Annotated in this window: 19 protein-coding genes; 10 read left to right on the plus strand and 9 right to left on the minus strand. The window is 35.9% G+C overall.

What is annotated here, in order from left to right; genetic code table 11:
• Window positions 1-7 precede the first annotated feature (7 nt).
• Together DWA31_RS02295 and DWA31_RS02300 are read left to right on the plus strand one after the other, a co-directional pair.
• Window positions 8-841 carry a hypothetical protein gene (locus tag DWA31_RS02295; protein ID WP_114325056.1) on the plus strand — a complete coding sequence of 278 codons (834 nt, stop codon included), beginning with the start codon at window positions 8-10 and terminating at the stop codon, window positions 839-841.
• Between the two features lie 33 nt (window positions 842-874).
• Window positions 875-1,735 carry a glucosaminidase domain-containing protein gene (locus tag DWA31_RS02300; protein WP_114325057.1) on the plus strand — a complete coding sequence of 287 codons (861 nt, stop codon included), beginning with the start codon at window positions 875-877 and terminating at the stop codon, window positions 1,733-1,735.
• A 95-nt stretch (window positions 1,736-1,830) separates the two neighbouring features.
• Here DWA31_RS02300 and DWA31_RS02305 read toward each other — a convergent pair whose 3' ends face one another.
• The 3 genes from DWA31_RS02305 to DWA31_RS02315 all read right to left on the minus strand — a co-directional run bounded on the left by DWA31_RS02305 (window position 1,831) and on the right by DWA31_RS02315 (window position 4,612).
• Window positions 1,831-2,508 (minus strand): phosphoglycolate phosphatase, encoded by a 678-nt coding sequence (locus tag DWA31_RS02305; protein ID WP_114325058.1) that lies wholly within the window; start codon window positions 2,506-2,508, stop codon window positions 1,831-1,833.
• A 735-nt stretch (window positions 2,509-3,243) separates the two neighbouring features.
• Window positions 3,244-3,900, minus strand: a complete 657-nt coding sequence (locus DWA31_RS02310; RefSeq protein WP_114325059.1) for a 3-oxoacid CoA-transferase subunit B — start codon at window positions 3,898-3,900, stop codon at window positions 3,244-3,246.
• Window positions 3,901-3,910: 10 nt separating this feature from the next.
• On the minus strand, window positions 3,911-4,612 hold the full coding sequence (locus tag DWA31_RS02315; RefSeq protein WP_114325060.1) for a CoA transferase subunit A: 702 nt from the start codon (window positions 4,610-4,612) through the stop codon (window positions 3,911-3,913).
• A gap of 128 nt (window positions 4,613-4,740) precedes the next feature.
• Between DWA31_RS02315 and DWA31_RS02320 the strand changes: the two genes are divergently transcribed.
• A complete protein-coding gene (locus DWA31_RS02320; RefSeq protein ID WP_114325061.1) occupies window positions 4,741-5,655 on the plus strand; it encodes a LysR family transcriptional regulator in 915 nt (304 codons plus the stop codon).
• A 328-nt stretch (window positions 5,656-5,983) separates the two neighbouring features.
• Entirely contained in the window at window positions 5,984-6,766 is a 783-nt protein-coding gene (locus DWA31_RS02325; protein WP_114325062.1) for a phytanoyl-CoA dioxygenase family protein, read from the plus strand.
• A 58-nt stretch (window positions 6,767-6,824) separates the two neighbouring features.
• On the opposite strand, the gene DWA31_RS02330 is transcribed toward DWA31_RS02325, so the two are convergent.
• Together DWA31_RS02330 and DWA31_RS17090 are read right to left on the minus strand one after the other, a co-directional pair.
• Window positions 6,825-7,331 carry a M48 metallopeptidase family protein gene (locus DWA31_RS02330; RefSeq protein WP_114325063.1) on the minus strand — a complete coding sequence of 169 codons (507 nt, stop codon included), beginning with the start codon at window positions 7,329-7,331 and terminating at the stop codon, window positions 6,825-6,827.
• An 86-nt stretch (window positions 7,332-7,417) separates the two neighbouring features.
• Window positions 7,418-7,588 (minus strand): hypothetical protein, encoded by a 171-nt coding sequence (locus tag DWA31_RS17090; RefSeq protein WP_168427270.1) that lies wholly within the window; start codon window positions 7,586-7,588, stop codon window positions 7,418-7,420.
• 225 nt (window positions 7,589-7,813) lie between these two features.
• On the opposite strand from DWA31_RS17090, the gene DWA31_RS02335 reads away from it, so the two are divergent.
• From DWA31_RS02335 to DWA31_RS02345, 3 genes are all read left to right on the plus strand, one after another.
• On the plus strand, window positions 7,814-9,208 hold the full coding sequence (locus DWA31_RS02335) for a Na+/H+ antiporter NhaC family protein (RefSeq protein WP_114325064.1): 1,395 nt from the start codon (window positions 7,814-7,816) through the stop codon (window positions 9,206-9,208).
• Between the two features lie 51 nt (window positions 9,209-9,259).
• Window positions 9,260-9,832 carry a hypothetical protein gene (locus tag DWA31_RS02340; RefSeq protein WP_114325065.1) on the plus strand — a complete coding sequence of 191 codons (573 nt, stop codon included), beginning with the start codon at window positions 9,260-9,262 and terminating at the stop codon, window positions 9,830-9,832.
• Window positions 9,833-9,925: 93 nt separating this feature from the next.
• Window positions 9,926-10,498, plus strand: a complete 573-nt coding sequence (locus DWA31_RS02345) for a VC2046/SO_2500 family protein (RefSeq protein WP_245942445.1) — start codon at window positions 9,926-9,928, stop codon at window positions 10,496-10,498.
• A 27-nt stretch (window positions 10,499-10,525) separates the two neighbouring features.
• On the opposite strand, the gene DWA31_RS02350 is transcribed toward DWA31_RS02345, so the two are convergent.
• Together DWA31_RS02350 and rrtA are read right to left on the minus strand one after the other, a co-directional pair.
• Window positions 10,526-11,119: a YchJ family protein gene (locus DWA31_RS02350; RefSeq protein ID WP_114325066.1), complete on the minus strand. Its 594-nt coding sequence runs from the start codon at window positions 11,117-11,119 to the stop codon at window positions 10,526-10,528.
• A gap of 120 nt (window positions 11,120-11,239) precedes the next feature.
• On the minus strand, window positions 11,240-11,863 hold the full coding sequence (gene rrtA / locus DWA31_RS02355) for a rhombosortase (protein ID WP_114325067.1): 624 nt from the start codon (window positions 11,861-11,863) through the stop codon (window positions 11,240-11,242).
• A gap of 100 nt (window positions 11,864-11,963) precedes the next feature.
• Between rrtA and DWA31_RS02360 the strand changes: the two genes are divergently transcribed.
• The 3 genes from DWA31_RS02360 to DWA31_RS02370 all read left to right on the plus strand — a co-directional run bounded on the left by DWA31_RS02360 (window position 11,964) and on the right by DWA31_RS02370 (window position 15,713).
• Entirely contained in the window at window positions 11,964-12,653 is a 690-nt protein-coding gene (locus tag DWA31_RS02360; protein WP_114325110.1) for a tRNA-uridine aminocarboxypropyltransferase, read from the plus strand.
• Window positions 12,654-12,686: 33 nt separating this feature from the next.
• Complete coding sequence (ggt, locus tag DWA31_RS02365) at window positions 12,687-14,495, plus strand: gamma-glutamyltransferase (protein ID WP_245942446.1); 1,809 nt, start codon at window positions 12,687-12,689, stop codon at window positions 14,493-14,495.
• 318 nt (window positions 14,496-14,813) lie between these two features.
• A complete protein-coding gene (locus DWA31_RS02370; protein WP_114325068.1) occupies window positions 14,814-15,713 on the plus strand; it encodes a kinase in 900 nt (299 codons plus the stop codon).
• A gap of 115 nt (window positions 15,714-15,828) precedes the next feature.
• Here the strand turns inward: DWA31_RS02370 and DWA31_RS02375 are convergent, their stop codons facing one another.
• Both DWA31_RS02375 and DWA31_RS02380 read right to left on the minus strand, forming a co-directional pair.
• A complete protein-coding gene (locus DWA31_RS02375; RefSeq protein WP_114325069.1) occupies window positions 15,829-16,017 on the minus strand; it encodes a hypothetical protein in 189 nt (62 codons plus the stop codon).
• A gap of 223 nt (window positions 16,018-16,240) precedes the next feature.
• The gene (locus DWA31_RS02380; protein WP_114325070.1) at window positions 16,241-17,896 is read right to left on the minus strand and encodes a SulP family inorganic anion transporter; all 1,656 of its coding nucleotides are present in this window, start codon (window positions 17,894-17,896) and stop codon (window positions 16,241-16,243) included.
• Window positions 17,897-17,922: the final 26 nt, after the last annotated feature.

Genomic DNA, 17,922 nt, shown 5'->3' on the forward strand with positions numbered 1-17,922 from the left:
TATTGGTTTGCCGGAAAAAATTACTATTGTACAAGTTGGTGGCAGTATTGAACGTGCATTGAAAGGCGACTATCAAATTGATGTTAAAGCTATTTTAACTGAATCTTGGCAACAAACACTAAAGTCTCGATTGGCAATTAATCTAGGTTTACTTTTTTCTTTAGTGCTTGGTATATTAGTTTCTTTTATCGCGAGCAGTTACCTTGGCGGTATTGAAAATGTATTAGCTGATCCTCAAGCGGGTATGTTATTAAATGTTGTGGTCACAGTTGCTATTTGGCCTTTTATGGCTGGTGTAGAAATGATGGGAGTTCAGCATGCTGTTGGTATGAAGACTGATGCGAAAATGACTTTTGCATTTCTTACTCGAGCGAGTTGGGTTGTATTGTGCGCACTGTTAACCTCTGTGCTTATCAGTGTTGGTTTTCAGTTGTTTATTGCTCCCGGAATTTTTCTAGCGGTGACGTTATCACTGACTGTTCCTTTGGTTATCGAAAAAAAGATGATGCCAATGAAGGCTATTGTTTTGTCAATTAAAGCGTTGCGTTTTAAATTTTTTCCACTATTAGCCTTATATTCACTTTTACTTTCATCACTTATTGTCTTGATACTTCCGTTTATTTTATTGCTTGAATCAAGTGTTGCGCCACTTGGTATCGTGATTTTTTTGATTGGAATATCGTTCCTTGCACCATTGTTTTACAATGTTAAAGGTATTATATATCGTGAAGTTTTTGGTATTAGTATCGCAAAGAGTAAGGATACTGGCATAGATCATAATACAGGTAATTCAACATCGAAAGACGTAGACTCTGGTTCGAATGATACCTTTTCAGCATAGCATTATATAACGTAGCTAAATTATGGATTATTTATGAAAAGTGCCACATTAATAAAAATTGAGTTATTACTTTTACTGGTTGTTTTTATAGTCGCTCCCTTTACTTTTTTAAAACCAAAAGTTAATGAGCAAACACTCGATGATTCAACAAAAGTTGTGGATAAAAAACCGCAGAAAGTGTTTGAAAAACCATTACATGACGTGATTTTACCTGATTTCGCTGCGATTAGAGATGTAAAAACCAAAAAGAAAATGTTTTTTGATTTTATGCGGCCAGCTGTTGTTAGACAAAATAACGTGCTACTTGCTACTAGAGTGAAACTAAACCTTTGGCTAGAGCATGTATCACTAGAGTTACCTTTGTCTGAGCAAGAATCTCAAGAATTGACGGCATTAGTTAAGCTATACCGCGTTAATAAAGATGCTTCACCATTATCACAACTTAATGAACTATTAGTTCGTGTTGATGTGGTTCCTATGCCACTGGTATTAGTGCAAGCGGCAAATGAGTCAGCATGGGGTACATCGCGCTTTTCTCGAATAGGGTTAAACTTTTTTGGTATATGGTGTTTCCGACAAGGTTGCGGTATGGTTCCCGGAGGTAGAGATACTGGGGCTAAACATGAAGTCGCGGCTTTTAAAAGTTTAGATGAATCGGTAGCTCGTTATTTTTATAACATCAATTCTCATAATGCTTATCGTGTTTTTAGAACTATTCGCTTTGAATTAAGATCGCAAGATCAGTCACTAAACCCTGAAATTTTAGCAACCGGTTTACTACCTTATTCTGAACGTGGTGTTGATTATGTTATAGATATCACTACAATGCTAAGACATAACCAACAATATTTAATCGAAGATAACACTAAAGTAAATGTGACGATTGGTGATTAATCATTGCTGCTAAAGTTAGTCATTGCAAAAGCAGAATTATTCGCTAAGACAAAGAGTTATCCTGCTGATTTAGTGTAAGTTTAGTAGTCAAGTTATTAGATTAGTGTACCAAGTAAATCAGCAAAATAGTCTATAGTTAATTCCGGGTGATATATCGAAATATTTTCACCATAGTTATAGCCATAGGTTAGTGCAATACTTTGCATATTTGCAGCCTTTGCAGCCAGAATGTCATTTTTAGAATCTCCTATCATCACACACTGATCAATATTCACAGACAGTTGCTGACAGGCATAATTCAAAGGTAAGGGATCGGGCTTACGTTTTTCTAGAGTGTCACCACCAATGATTAATTCAAATAGGCTATTCAAACCTAAGCCATTAATGATAGGAGCAATAAACCGTTCGGGTTTATTAGTGATGATCGCTAGGCGATAGCCTCTTTCTTTAAGCTCTGTTAATGTGTCTAGAACATCATTATATAATTGGGTTTCGATACAATTATGGGACTGATAAATCTGATAAAATATCTCTAAGGCTCGTTCTGTTAGATTGTTATCTAGCTCTGTTGAAATTTCAGCGTTTCCAGATAAGGCTCGTTGTATTAATATACGTGCTCCGTTACCAACCCAGCCTCGAATAATATCTTGACTAAAAGGCACTAAACCTAATTCAACTAACGTCTGATTTACCGCGAAGGCTAAGTCAGGAACACTGTCAACTAAAGTACCATCAAGATCAAACAGCAAAACATTTTTATTTAAAAATTTCAAACTTGTTTCTATATAGAATAATTGTCAGTAATGTATTTTATCCTACAAAGGCCTAAACCTCATCTAATAATATTTATACCCAAGCCACTTCAAGATGCAGGATTCAGCTGGAATGAGAAACGTTTTTAGGCAAGTCATTGATTGAAGAGAATGGTTACTCCCTTATCAAAATCAATAACGCAGCATAAAGCGTTTCTAAACCAGCCCTGCGGGGATGCCTGAGCAAAACATGCCCATCGTTACATCTGTTTTTAATGGAATGACCATTAATAAAAAGATGCGCCTTGATCATGGTTTACTCAGGCATCCTGAAACTCGCATCTTGAGGTGGTTTGGGTATATATCCATTATAATACCAGCATAGTTACTGCCTTTTATCTGTCATAATTCAGCTCAGATAACTGCTGCATTGTAGCCAATAACTTACATTACTTCATCTTTTTAGAATTACGGTAGACATGCACTCTTCGTAATGTTCAATAAGAGGCGCTATTCCTTGCCCACCATAAATACAGATAGTAATTTGTATGTTAGCTATCACTGACTATAAGCCGAAATAGCTAGCCATTTAACCTACTAAATCCGTAGGCCAAATATCTTTAAATAACGACCAAAATCAGCAGCGTCATTCCGAACATACTTAAAAAGACCATTTCTCTTCTAGCCAAATTACTTCTCCATTTTAAAATAGTTATACAATCAAAGTGCGTTAATTAACAAATGTAATTTACTTTGCTAAATATTCATTTCTGGAACGTTTTCAGGAACTACAAGTTCGCCAGCGGTCAACTCTATAATTTGTTGCACAGATACGCCGGGTGCTCTTTCAAGTAAGTGAAACTTACCCTCTTTAATTTCTATATAGGCAAGGTCAGTTAATACTTTTTTGATACATCCTCTACCTGTTAATGGCAAGGAGCAGTTGCTCAATAATTTTGATACTCCATGTTTAGAAGCATGCGTCATCGTTACTATGATGTTATCTGCACCGGCAACTAAATCCATAGCGCCGCCCATCCCTTTAATCAATTTTCCAGGAATCATATATGAAGCAATATTACCATTAACATCAACTTCAAAGGCACCAAGCACGGTTAAATCTACATGCCCTCCACGTATCATCGCGAAAGATGTAGCACTATCAAATAATGATGCCCCTTTAGCCATAGTAACCGTTTGTTTACCAGCATTGATTAAATCTGCATCTATCTCATCTTCGGTGGGGAATTGTCCCATGCCTAAAAGACCGTTTTCAGATTGAAGCATTACTTCCATGCCTTCTGGTACATAGTTTGCCACCAAGGTAGGAATACCAATACCAAGGTTAACGTAATAACCATCTTGTAATTCTTGCGCTACTCTTTTCGCTAATTGTTCTCTAGTTAAAGCCATATTATTCTCCTTAAGCTGAACGCACGGTGCGTTGTTCTATACGTTTTTCAAAGTTGCCTTTGATTAAACGGTTAACATAAATACCGGGGGTATGGATTTCATTAGGATCTAACTCACCTGGTTCAACAATTTCTTCCACTTCAACTACAGTAATCTTACCGGCAGTTGCCGCCATAGGGTTGAAGTTACGAGCCGTATGGCGAAACACTAAATTACCGTATCGATCTGCTTTCCACGCCTTTACGATAGCAAAATCACCTGTAAGAGATTCTTCCAAAATATAATCTCTGCCGTTGATGTTACGCTCTTCTTTACCTTCTGCTACGGGTGTACCAACACCGGTAGCTGTGAAAAATGCAGGAATTCCAGCTCCGCCAGCTCGCATCTGTTCCGCTAAAGTTCCTTGTGGGGTCAATTGAACTTCTAATTCACCAGCCATCATTTGACGTTCAAATTCAGCATTTTCACCAACATATGATGCAATTATTTTTTTTATTTGACGGTTTGGCAATAACAAACCTAAGCCGAAATCATCAACACCACAGTTATTCGAAGCAACTGTTAGTCCTTTAGTGCCCATTTTTTGTATTTGGGCGATTAACCCTTCAGGAATTCCACATAAGCCGAAGCCACCAGCGATAACAGTCATGTTATCTTCAAGACCCGCCATTGCTTCTTCGTAGCTTGTCACTACTTTATCAAATCCAGACATGTTTTTAATCCTTGTGAGGTTTATTCTGCAAAAATATTGACTGCAATAATCAAGTATGTTGAAATATTTATCAAGTTAATTTTTTATAATCATTAATAAATAATTTAAATATTTAAAGAGGGTTATTTATGAATAACGCCACGATAAAGCAATTACGAGCTTTTGTTACTGTAGTTGATTCAGGTAACTTTGCTGAAGCTTGCGTGTTATTGCACCTATCGCAACCTGCTTTAAGTATCGCGATAAAGAACTTAGAACAAGGGATTGGTGGTAAATTATTGATTCGTTCTACTAAAACCTCTGTGCTAACACCGGAAGGGAGAGAGTTTTACCCTACGGCAAAATTGTTACTTAATGACTGGGATAATGCATTTAATGACTTGAATGATTTATTTTCTTTAAAACGAGGGAAGTTAGAACTTGCCGCTATGCCGTCATTTGGTAATAGTTTGTTACCAAGTTATATAAGGCTATTTCGAGATAAACATCCTAACATTAATATCAAAGTGCATGATGTAATAGCTGAAGACACTATTGCTATGGTTCGGGCTGGACGAGTTGAACTTGCGGTAACTTTTGATCCGGGTGATTGTGATGATCTAACTTTTTATCCTTTATTTAGCGATAACTTTATCGTTGCGCTTCCTGAATATCATCCATTATTAACCTGTAAATATATTTCTTGGCAGGCTATAGCTCAATACCCATTCATTGCATTACAAAAGCCATCGAGCATTCGTGAGCTAATTGACAAAACCATAACAGCTAACAATATACAGTTAAACGTAGAGTTTGAAGCGAATCAATTAGCGACGATCGGAAAAATGATTTCCGAGCAGCTCGGTATAAGTATTATGCCATCGTTATGTAAGCCGCAATTACAATCACAAGGCGTAATGTGTCGTCCACTCAAATCGCCATTGGTAAGCCGTCGCGTTGGCATTGTCAAAAAGAGGCGAATTCCATTATCCTCTACAGCTCAAGCCTTAGTAAATATTATAAAGGCACATTCTAAAAATTTAATTGATGAAAATTTGACATGATGGAGTGAGTTGATTTAATCATTACATTTTTGTGTTTTTTAGTGTTTAGGGAGTAATAATTTATAAAGTTTTAAGGTTATAATAATGCCTCTTGTTTTGCCCTTAAAACGGGCAGCCAAGTGATTAAGTAGGCATTGCCTTAGTTATAAAGATAGAGACTAGTTTGAGAGGAAGGACATTTAGCGTATAAAAAATCACTTTCTTAGTTTGAAATGCTAGCAGATCATATTTATATGATTGGGCGAAGTGTTCCAAAGCAATCTGTTTACTTCTGACAGAAAAAGCCACGGTTCAGTCAATTATAATAAAAGGGCGGGAAAGGTAGTTAATGGTAGTTAATAGAAATGAATTGAATATCAATTATGATGATCAAGGTTACTTTGTTATTAGAAATTATTTTAATGCAACTGAAGTATCATCTCTTAGAAAAGTAGTATTGAAATTTCATGAGTTATGGAAACGAGACAACGCAAAATTCTATCAGGAAGAAGCTTTTAATTCGTCTTTAATTACCGGCAGCCGGTACTTAGCGTTTGACGATCGGGTGGAGCTTTTTAATTTTATCAGTTCAAAAAAAATAATGAATATAGTCGATTCGGTTATATCGGCTAATCCAGCTTTTATGAATACCCAATTATTTTTTAACCCCGTTAATCCAGAGCAAAAAGATTTCTGGCACCGAGACTGTCAATATGATCATGATGTTGAAGTGCAAAAAAAAGTCATTCATGACACTCAAGTATTGCACCTTCGAGTGCCTTTATTTGATGAACTCGGCATGGAGCTAGTTCCCGGAACGCATAAACGGTGGGATAATGATGAAGAATACGATGTGCGACAAGAAGAGAAGGGCAGAGTGAGTAATGAAAGTCTCTCTACCGGTAAAACAATTGAGTTAGCCGCGGGCGACTTGTTAGTTTTTTCAGCTGATATGATCCACCGTGGTTTATATGGATTGGATCGGTTAGCGTTGGATATTTTAGTTTTTGATTCAGCGGCCGATTTTGTTGACTATGTTGATGACGATTGTTTGCCGGATATTGCAATGTTGGATAAAATTGATGACCCAAGGTTATTTATAAATACTATCCACTTAAAGTCGACAGGTTAATTTTTACTAAAAGTGTCAGTTATATACTCAATATAAGACCTAACCTAGTGTTATCACGTTAGTAAATATCACCTAGTTGCTCTATTTGGGTAAGGTAAATTCGTAAGTCTAGCTCGACTTGGTGGTAGTCACTCATCATATATTGACATAGTTTGTAAAAAGCTTTGTTATGGTCTTTTTCCTTTAAGTGCGCTAACTCATGCACTGTAATCATGGATAAAAAGGGTTCAGGTGTTTTTTTAAATAAACTGCCAATGCGAATTTCATTTTTACTTTTTAATTTATTGCCTTGCACGCGAGAGACATAAGTATGCAAACCTAAAGCATTGTTGATTACATGAATTTTATCATCAAATTTTATTTGGCTTAGTGGTGATGATTTTTTTAAATATTGATTTTTAATGTCCATAACATAACAACGTAAGCTTTTATCGTTAGTTACCTCATGAACGCTTGGGTATTTATTAAGTAAATATTTTTCCAAGGTTTTTTTATCAAGCATCTGCTGTACTTGGTTTTGCACGGTTGGCGAATATGCTGACAGGTATTTTAAAGATATTGACATAAAAAGTGATATTTAAGAAGGTTCATTCATATTAATGACATTATACGCGACTTTCACCGTTTAAAGTGCCTTTTTTACCTAGGACGTTACTCTTTTTTCTCAATTGTTACTTCAATCGTTTTACTGTTACCTGCAAACCATTTTTGTACATAGATAGAGCCTAAAATGGGGGGCATACCATCTTTGGGCACTTCTTTATACCTAACACTATTCTTGTTTTGTTTTTCTAGTTCAAAGGTAATGGTAGTTTTTGACATTATGTATCTCTAACAAAAGTTGTTCAACCATTGTAAATAATAATTATGCTCAGTCTAGAAAAATATAAAATATGATTACCGTAAAGGTAATATTTATACCTATGTTGATGGCGCGTTAATATAACTATTATTACAATGGGTATAAATAACTTCTGACGCTATTAAGCTTGGATATTCTCTTTGTATTTGTCACACTGTGTTAGTTTTTATTTAAAGGTTTAGTTTATGGAATGGTTGTCGGTACTCCCACCACTTGTGGCAATCGTAGTGGTTATATGGCGAAAAGAAGTTATTCTTGCTTTGTTAATTGCGGTATTTAGTTCCGAATTACTATTAGCTTACCGAGAACATTCCAATGTGATTTTTTACGCTTTTATTGGGGTTGTTGAACGTATCATTATGGTATTTAGTTCACCGGGCAACACTCGATTATTGATTTTTAGTTTACTTATTGGTGCATTACTCGCTTACGTTAGAAATTCAGGAGGGGTAACTGCTTTAGTGAATATATTGGTAAGTAAAGGGATAGCAAAAAGCAAACGACAAGTTGGTGCTGTTACCATGTTTACTGGTGTGGTCATTTTTATTGAATCAAATTTAAGTGTGCTCACCGCAGGTATTCTATCTCGTGATTTATTTGATAAATTTGAAATGAGTCGCGCTCGCCTTGCTTTTATCATTGATAGCACCTCTGCCCCTGTGTGTATTTTGGTGCTGCTTAATGGTTGGGGAGCTTATGTGTTGGGCTTGCTTAACACTTATGAGTTAGAGCAATCATCTATGTCAGTATTATGGGGCACTATTCCTTATAATTTTTATGCGATTATAGCGCTATTGATGGTGGCTTATACGGTCATAACAGATAAAATTCATGGTCCAATGAAGCAATCAGAATTAGCATTGCATAAGCAAGAAGTGAAGGATGAAGAGTATTTAAAAGAAGAATTAGTTAAACCCACTAAAGCGCGTTTTATGTTAGTACCATTATTAAGTATGATTGGCGGGATGTTCTTTTTTATGTACTGGACAGGTAATGGTGATATTACTCAAGGTAGCGGTAGTAAATCAGTACTTTATGCCACATGTTTAGCTTTAGCTGTTGCTTATTTTTTACTTCTTTTGGCAAAACGCTACTCTCATAAAGAGTTGGTAGAAGTAGGCTTTGAAGGGCTGTCTGAGTTATTACCTTTAGTGACTATCGTCTTGTTTTCTCTTGCGTTGGGTTCAAGTTTAAAAGAATTAGGTACAGGCCTTTTTATCGCGGGGTTTGTCGGTGAAAATTTACCGCTTATTTTTGTGGTACCGATGTTATTTATTGTTGGCGGTATTATATCATTTAGTACAGGAACCTCATGGGGCACCTTTGCTATATTAATTCCGATTGGCGTCCCGCTAATTCAATCATTAGGATTACCACCATCGTTGGTTATTGCCGCAATTTTAGGTGGTGGGGTTTTTGGTGATCATTGCTCACCAATATCTGATACTACCTGTGTATCTGCAATTGCGTCGGGGTGTGATCTGCTTGAGCATGTTAAAACACAATTACCTTACTCTGTTTTTGGTGGTAGTCTAGCGCTTATAGCTTACTTTATTGCGAGTTATTTCATGGTGGGATAAAAAACAATTTAAAGATGCTAGTTCACTAAAAACTAGCTTTAAGGAATGATAATGAAAGCGGTTATTTCAACATTAATGGCAACTATATTTACAGGTGTTATTGTCATTAAATTTTTTTTTAGTAGCTTATTAACCTTTTTTGGCTATGCCGTTTTACCTATTGAAAGCTTAAAAAATTTAACGCACTCTAAAAAAATAGTGCAAAAAATGCAGCACAGAAACAAAGTTAAAAGTGCGAATGTGTCGAAGCGTTTTATTAAACGTTCAGGTAAAAAAGTGGCAGTAACTGCTGTTTCGGCGGCAACAATAGGTACCGTAGCGGTAATAGGGACATTAACTTATTTAGAAATAAGCCAGTATTGTGAAGATAAACAAGTGCTCAATGAAGAAGCCAATATTTTATTTGATACCGACAAACAGTTTGATATGAACGCTTGTCTGGAGCAGGGTAAACAAGACTCAGCCGATTTTGCCAATGAAGCTTGGCAGAGTGTAAAAGAAACAAGTTCAGACGTATTAGATAGTATTGAGCAAAGCAGTGATGAATTGCTTGATCCTAGCCGTAAAGCAACGGTTGAATTATTTGAATCTATTGATGAATGGTTCAATCAAACATTTAATTAATTTTCTGTATATTAGCAATTAATTGTTAAGTTTTAATAATGTCAGTCGATAATCTCTTTACTAGCATAATTTTACGAAAAAGAGAGTGATTCATTGGCTGTTAATGCTGCTAACAACATACCTGACAATAATATAGCGCCCAATTCAGAAATATTATTGCATGAACTGCAATTAGGTGAACAGCTAAATGAAAGCGTTCATCAAGCAAGACGTGCAGATTTTTCTTTGATGTTAGCGATGCTTTGTGATGATGTTAGGGAACACAGTCAATTTATATTACCGCAATCAGATGTTAGTGATGAATCTAAACAGACTACCCAATCATTAAGAAAGCATTTTGATTTACCTGAACAAGCGCCGTTAGCATTGAAAAATATTGAACAAATTAGTCAGTATAATCAAAGTCAATTAATTGCTGATAATGATTTTGTGTCAATTAAATTAAGTAATGCCTTGTCACCAAAGCCGTTAACTTTTCGTGATGATAACCACCACATAGCCAGTAATGTTTTAGGTAATACTAGCCTAACTTGCCAAGAAAAACATACCCATCAGCAGTCATCAAAAGTACTCAATAAACGTGTAAAGATGAATGTAGAAGGTTGGCTTAAAACGGTACAAACAGCATTAGTAAAATCGACTCTAGTCAACGCTATTACTGCTTAGTTCTGTTAGTTCTGTATATTCTGCACGTTATTTCCCACAGCAATGTTTAAATTTTTTCCCTTTTTTTGATTGCCATGCTGTTGGGTAATGATTACAAGGGCAAAGATCATTGCGCTTTATGTTTGCCAACTCACTATGTGAAATAATATCACCGTCAATATAACGCCATTGCTTTAAGGGAGCATTAAGAGACAATTGTTCTTTGACTTCTGTGTTTTCGGTTATAGTTGGTGACATGCTTTCTTCTAAGATAAAACGTGATTTTTCTCGAAGTTCACATAAGGTGTTATTTATTATATAAAAAGCCGAAAACTCAACGAATTGCTCTGTTGTGTTATTTACGTTATTTACGACAGGGTATACTTTAAGCGCTATCCATACACAAGCCTTACTCCAATCATCAATGTTTTCAACTGATTGTGCTGCTTGGCTGCTTTTTGCGTAGGTATCATAAATATACTGTGCATTGCCAAGGGCGTATGCACTAAAGCGAGATCGCATTAATTGCTCTGCTGTTTGCACGAGCATTTCTTTATTAATATAAGGCTGACAACAGGATGAAAAATCACAGTTGGCGCCACAGAAACAGGCTTGAGTAGTGTTTATAGAATTAGTGTTCATAGATTTTGGTAAAATAAAATTTTCTCTTAGTTTATCATCATTGGCCGCAAAATGACGGTAGCTGTTGGCTTCTTAACCTTAATGCCAATGTTCACTGAATCGGTCTTGAATGGTTGCGACTTAATATTTATTTTTAAGGGGTAACCGTGCATGAAGCATGTAAAGGTAAATAACAGAAAATAGTAAACCGCCCAGCGCACCCCATAAATGAGCATTTACAGCGACACTTGCCTCTATTAAATTGCTCACATCAGAACTTGCACCATAGAATTGCTCATGAGCAATTTTAAGGCAAACCCCTAAAAATAATAAGTAGCCGGTTTTGTCTTTAGCGTTAATATCCATTAGCGCGCCAAAAACAAAAACACCATGCAACACGCCAGATAAACCTACATATTGTATCAATGTAGGCTCAAAGTAATAGATACCAACACTAGTGGTTAATGAGCACAATAAAAATAAAAGGGTATAATTTTTTATGCTATAAAAACGTCCATGTAAAGCCCACAGCATAAATAAGGCTGCTAGGTTTAGTAACAAATGATAACCATTGGTATGTAATATATGGCCAGAAAAAAGTCGCCAAACTTCACCTTGAGTGATTAATTCCCTTTGATAAACCAAGGTTTGAGTAAATGAGTTACCTATAAAATATTCACCAATAAAAGCGATAACCGACAGTAATGCGATGATTAATACAACTTGAAAATGTTGTCTAGAAATAGCTAAGGTGTTTAATTTCATTTAGTTTAGAGTTTTAAAAGCTGAAGTTATTAGGGCTTGAGTATACATGAGTATACAATGGTGCTTTATAAAGTTTAAACTCATTGGCGCTTTTCTTTTTATGTCTAGAATTTTATGTGAGAAATGTCAACGTCCAATCATTGCTTGTATTTGTAACTTCATTTGTAAAATTGATAATCCAACAGCTGTTTTAGTGTTACAACATCCTAGTGAAGTTAAGCAAACCAAGGGTACTGTTGCCTTATTAAGTCGTTCACTAAATCATTGCCAAGTATTAGTTGGTGAAGACTTCTCAGAACATGATGAACTGAATATTATGCTTGCGAATCATCAAGCATTGTTACTTTACCCAAGCGCCGAGTCAGAAGTACTATCATTGACTAAATATGAGTTTAATAGTACTAATATCAACCATGATGAAAAGAGTAAACAGCCAAAATTACTGATAATCCTCGATGGCACATGGAAAAAAGCCTTTCGTATGTTTATGTTATCTTCTAACCTACAGGCATTAAAACAAGTTCGTTTACCTGATACGCTTGCCAATAATGGCCAATACTTAATTCGTAAAGTGGCTAAAAAAAATGCATTATCAAGCCTTGAAGCATGTTGTTTTGCTCTCGCATTACTTGATAACGAGTTAGGTGAGAATGAGCTAGATGATAATCAATTAGGTGATAAAGTATTAAATAATATGAAACAAAGTGTTGATTGTGGTCTTTATCAAGACTTATTGAATAAGTTTGCACAATTTAATCAGTTTCAGTTATCGTTTAGACCGTCAACATAATATTTTAAATTTCTTTAATGGACACCCATTTCAATGCCAAAAAAGTATATGTTTCACAGTTTTACCCGTTTTACCCGTTTGACTACGGCGAGTTTTTTATTACTTGTTAGCTCTTTATCAGCAACAGTTTTACCGCCAAGTTCTCTATTGAAAACGACTGATATAAAACGAGAAATTCGTGAACCTGAAGCCGCAACTGGTTATCAGGCTAAAAAAGCTGTGTATGGCAAAGAGTTTATGGTAGCTGCTGCTAATCCCTATGCTAGCCACGCTGGATATACTATTTTAGAGCAAGGTGGTAGTGCTGTTGATGCAGCTATTGCAGTGCAATTAGTTTTAACATTAGTGGAGCCACAATCATCTGGTATTGGTGGTGGTACGTTTATGCTGTATTGGGATAATAAACGAAAAGAAATGACCACTTTTGATGGTAGAGAAACAGCGCCCTCAGCAGCAACGAGTTCTCTATTTTTAGACAAACAGAGTAAGCCCTTGAAATGGATTGACGCAGTAGTTGGTGGTCGTTCAGTTGGCGTACCAGGAGTAATGGCTACATTTAAAAAGGCACATAGTAAATATGGAAAATTGCCATGGGCTGCTTTATTTGAGCCAGCAATTGCTTTGGCAGAAAATGGTTTTGTGGTTTCACCGCGCTTAGAGAAACTACTGTCTATTAATTTTAATCCAGGCATTTATAAGCTGACTGAAATTAACCAATATTTTTTTCCAAATGGAAAGTCATTAAAAAAGGGCGATATTCTAGTAAATAAAAAACTTGCTAAGGTTTATCGAAGCCTAGCAAAAGAAGGTGTTGATGTTTTTTATCAAGGTTGGATAGCAAAAAAAATAGTTGATACCGTTCAAAATTCAGCAATAGCGCCTGGATTATTAACAATGAAAGATATGGCTGCATATCAGACTAAAGAAAGAGCGCCTGTGTGTGGTCCCTACCGAGAGTATACTCTTTGTGGCATGGCACCTCCTAGTTCAGGCGGCGTTGCGGTTATTCAAATTCTGGCCCAATTACAACGTTTTCATTTAGCTAATTACCCTGTTAATTCGGCACAAGCGATACATTTGTATACGCAAAGTTCTCGGTTAGCTTTTGCAGATAGAGATCGCTATATTGCTGATGACGATTATGTTTCTGTACCCGTTGCGGGATTACTGTCACCTGAGTACTTAGCTAAGCGGTCAGCATTAATTAACCCTCAAAAAGATATGTTCAAGGCTTATGCCGGTATACCAGAGGGTGCAGCAGCATTAACCGACGGTAACTCAATTGAGCGACCTTCTACGAGTCACTTATCCATTATTGATGCCCAGGGTAATGCGATTTCTATGACGAGTAGTATCGAAAATGCATTTGGCTCTGCGTTGATGGTTGAAGGTTTTATTTTAAATAATCAACTGACTGACTTTTCTTTTATTCCTAAGAAAAATGAGCAATTGCTTGCCAACAGAGTACAAGCCAATAAACGTCCAAGAAGTTCAATGGCGCCTATGATGATTTTTAATAAAGACAAATCGTTGAAGTTGTTGGTAGGCTCTCCTGGTGGTAGCCGTATTATTAATTATGTCTCGCAAACCATTATTGGGGTGCTTGATTGGCAATTAAATCCTCAAGAAGCGATTAATTTACCGAAGATAACCAATCGAAATTATGTAACAACATTAGAACGTGGAACAACAGCTCAAACGCTACAGCCAATATTGGAAGCCAAAGGTCATACTGTGCATATTAGGGACTTGAATAGTGGTTTACATGCCATTGAACTGACCAACTCAGGTTTGGTTGGTGGCGCAGATCCTAGAAGAGAAGGGCTAGTGTTGGCAAAGTAATCTTTCTTTATTACCTTGAATAACACATTAGCGAGTTATTCAAGGTAACTGTTTTATGTTGCTATGCTTAAATTCCCTTTTGTTCGTAATAACTCATCAACATTAAAATTTATTCAAACCTTTTATCGTTGGTGATAAAAAGTTTGTTAAACGATAATATACGATTGTACAGTGATTTACTTAACCGAAAAATAAAACGCAGTGTGACATATTAGCTAAACAGAACTTTCAATTTGTTCATGGTTATCTATTTAGCAAACCAATTACTGATGAAGCTTTTGCAACATATATTGGTAATAACTAAACACCAGGTAATTTATGTTATTAAACTTTATACAAAAACACTCACTAACAAAAAGTTTTTGCGATACAGCTAATGATTATTATATTCCTTTAGCTAACAAGCTAGCTAAAGACTATCTGCAGCTTAACCGCCAACATAAAAGTACTTTTTTTGTTGGTATAAATGGTTGTCAGGGCTCAGGTAAATCAACGTTGGCCGAGTTCTTAGCAGATTACCTTAACAAGACATTTAATTTATCTGTAGTCGTGTTATCACTTGATGACTTTTACTTTGGTAAACTTCAGCGTCAACAATTAGCACAACAATATCATCCATTATTTAAAATTCGTGGTGTACCTGGTACTCATGATGTGAATTCATTAAAGTCAGTGTTAGCACAGTTAAAAAATTCTAAAAATACAAATAAAGCCATTTGTTTACCACAATTTGATAAAGCCCAAGATAACCCTTTGCCGATGAAAAATGGGTTAACGGTGACATCAGGTGTTGATATTGTCTTGTTTGAGGGCTGGTGTTGGGGTATACCCGCAGAAAATTCAAATGACTTAAACTTACCGATAAATGCACTAGAAGCACAATTTGATCAGCAGGGGATTTGGCGAAGGCAAGTAAATTACTCATTAGAACATGATTATCAACCGCTATATTCTTTTATGGATATTTGGCTAATGTTAAAGGCGCCAAGCTTTGATGTTGTTTTTCAATGGCGTTTAGAGCAAGAACAAAAGTTAGCAAAAGCTAATATCAATAATGGTAGCGCTAATGGAGTGATGACTACCTCAGAAGTGAATGAATTTATCCTGTTTTTTCAAAGATTAACAATTCATGGCTTAAACGTATTACCTACAACAGTTGATATACTTTTCGAATTAGGCAGTAACAGAGAAATTATTGCGAGTAGAGGTATTGATTAAAGGGTGCTGATACCTGTTTCAGTGAACGAGTATAAATAAAAAGAGTGATGACAATACTATTGTTATCACTCTTTTTAAATTTATTCTGTATTAAAATTTAATACTTTAATAAAGCTTAAGCACGCGCTTCTTTAGCATCTAAAGAACAAGCTTTTTCTTCTTCGATTATACCCGCTTCAACAGCATCGATTGCACGTTGGTCATGCTTGTTAGCAGGACAACCACAAGTGTGCGCACTTACATTGTGTAAACGAGCTTGTTCTAAGTGCCATTGTGCTACTTTGATATGTTGGTCAACATTCATTTTTACTTCTCCAAGACGGTAATTATATTAAATCGAAATCTATCAAAATTGATAAGATGCGTGATTGTATTAAAAACTAGGCTTATGTCTAGGAAAATTTTATTATTAATGAAAAAAAGTGTTTAAATCAATAGTCCTATAGGTAATTAGTGATACGTCTACTAATTTATCGGGTCATGAAGTAAATTTATGCCTTATGACAAATAGTTTCATTTTTGAATTTTTAAATGATAGTTTTAAGTGCTTGTTCTCTATTGTTGAATTGATATTTTTTATCTAATAACGTTTCTAATGATAATTTGTGTAATGATTGATTAATCTTCTCGTTGCCAGTGATAACCAATACTGTTTTATTGTTTGCTTTAGTACGCTCAATAAGATCTATAATCATCAGACCGGTTGTTGTACCTATTAACTTAGCTTGCGATAAATCTATTACTAAGGTGGTAAACGCTAAGTTGTCAGTAAAGCGTCGAGATAACTCCCTAGAAACAGCAAAGCTAACAGGGCCGTCAATTGCTAATAGCAAAGTATTATCTAAGGCTTTACTCAAGCTTTTTTGAATATCATCAGTGAAATCTGTATTCATGTTACTTGATGATATTTCACTTATTAATTCACTCCCTTGTGTAAAGGTAATGCTGTCAAGTTGGATATTAGTTAAGCGATCTAAGGTAACTAAATTAGCGACAAACATCCCAACTAATACCGCAGTAATTAAATCAACAAAAACGGTTAGTAGTAAAACTAATAACATTAAAGAAGCCGAAAATAATCCTACTTTTTTTATCTGAAAAATAAAGCGCCAATCAATAATATCAATACCAACTTTAATTAACATACCTGCGAGAACAGTATGAGGAATATACTGAGCGTAATCGCCTGCCCAGAGAATTACAATTAATAAGGTCAGAGAGTGTATGATGCCAGACAGGGGGGTTTTACCGCCAGCTCGAATATTAATTGCAGTGCGCATAGTCGCCCCTGCGCCCGGTAATGCACCAAAAAAACCAGCAATTGTATTCGCAATTCCTTGGCCGATAAGCTCTTTGTCACTGTTGTGATGAGTCTCTGTCATGGTATCAGCAACCATTGAGGTTAGTAATGAGTCAATAGCGCCTAATACTGCTAATAAAAAGGCGAAATAACTAACATTATAAAGTGACTCTAAAGATAGGTTAGGCATTATTAAATTAGGAAAGCCGGTCGGAATTTCACCGATAACAGAAATGCCTTGTTGGGTTAAAAAGGTTGAGCTAATGAGTGATAGTGAAAGTAATGCAAATAGTGGTGCTGGAACTACTTTAGACCATTTTTCAGGCCAATATATCACGATTAAAAGTGTGATCACACCAAGTGAAGTAGCATAAATATTTTGCTGATTAAATGCGTTGGGAATATTTGTTAGCGCAGCTAACGCGTTGCTATAGCCTGCGTTACCTAAGAGTGGTGATATTTGCAGCAAAATAATAATAATGCCAATGCCTGTCATAAAGCCAGAAATAACAGGGTAAGGAACCATCACAAAATATTTACCTAGTTTGAGTAAACCAAATAATATTTGAAATAAGCCAGCTAAAATTACGCAGGTAAAAGCGAGTACTAACCCAGTGTCAGGATGACTCGCAATTAATTGTGTTAATACTAATGCCATTACCACACTCATCGGCCCTGTTGGCCCTGATACTTGTGTGGCGGTTCCACCAAATAATGCCGCAAAAAAGCCTACAAAAATGGCGCCGTATACACCGGCAATAGCACCTGCTCCCGATGACACGCCAAATGCTAATGCTAATGGTAGCGCGATAACTGCAGCGGTTAAGCCACCAAAGATGTCACCTTTAAGGTGCTTACTAGATATTTTATTTATTAAAATAATTACAACACCTTAAGTACATATGAGTT

Source organism: Candidatus Colwellia aromaticivorans, from assembly GCF_003333305.1.
Classification (GTDB): Bacteria; Pseudomonadota; Gammaproteobacteria; order Enterobacterales; family Alteromonadaceae; genus Colwellia; species Colwellia aromaticivorans.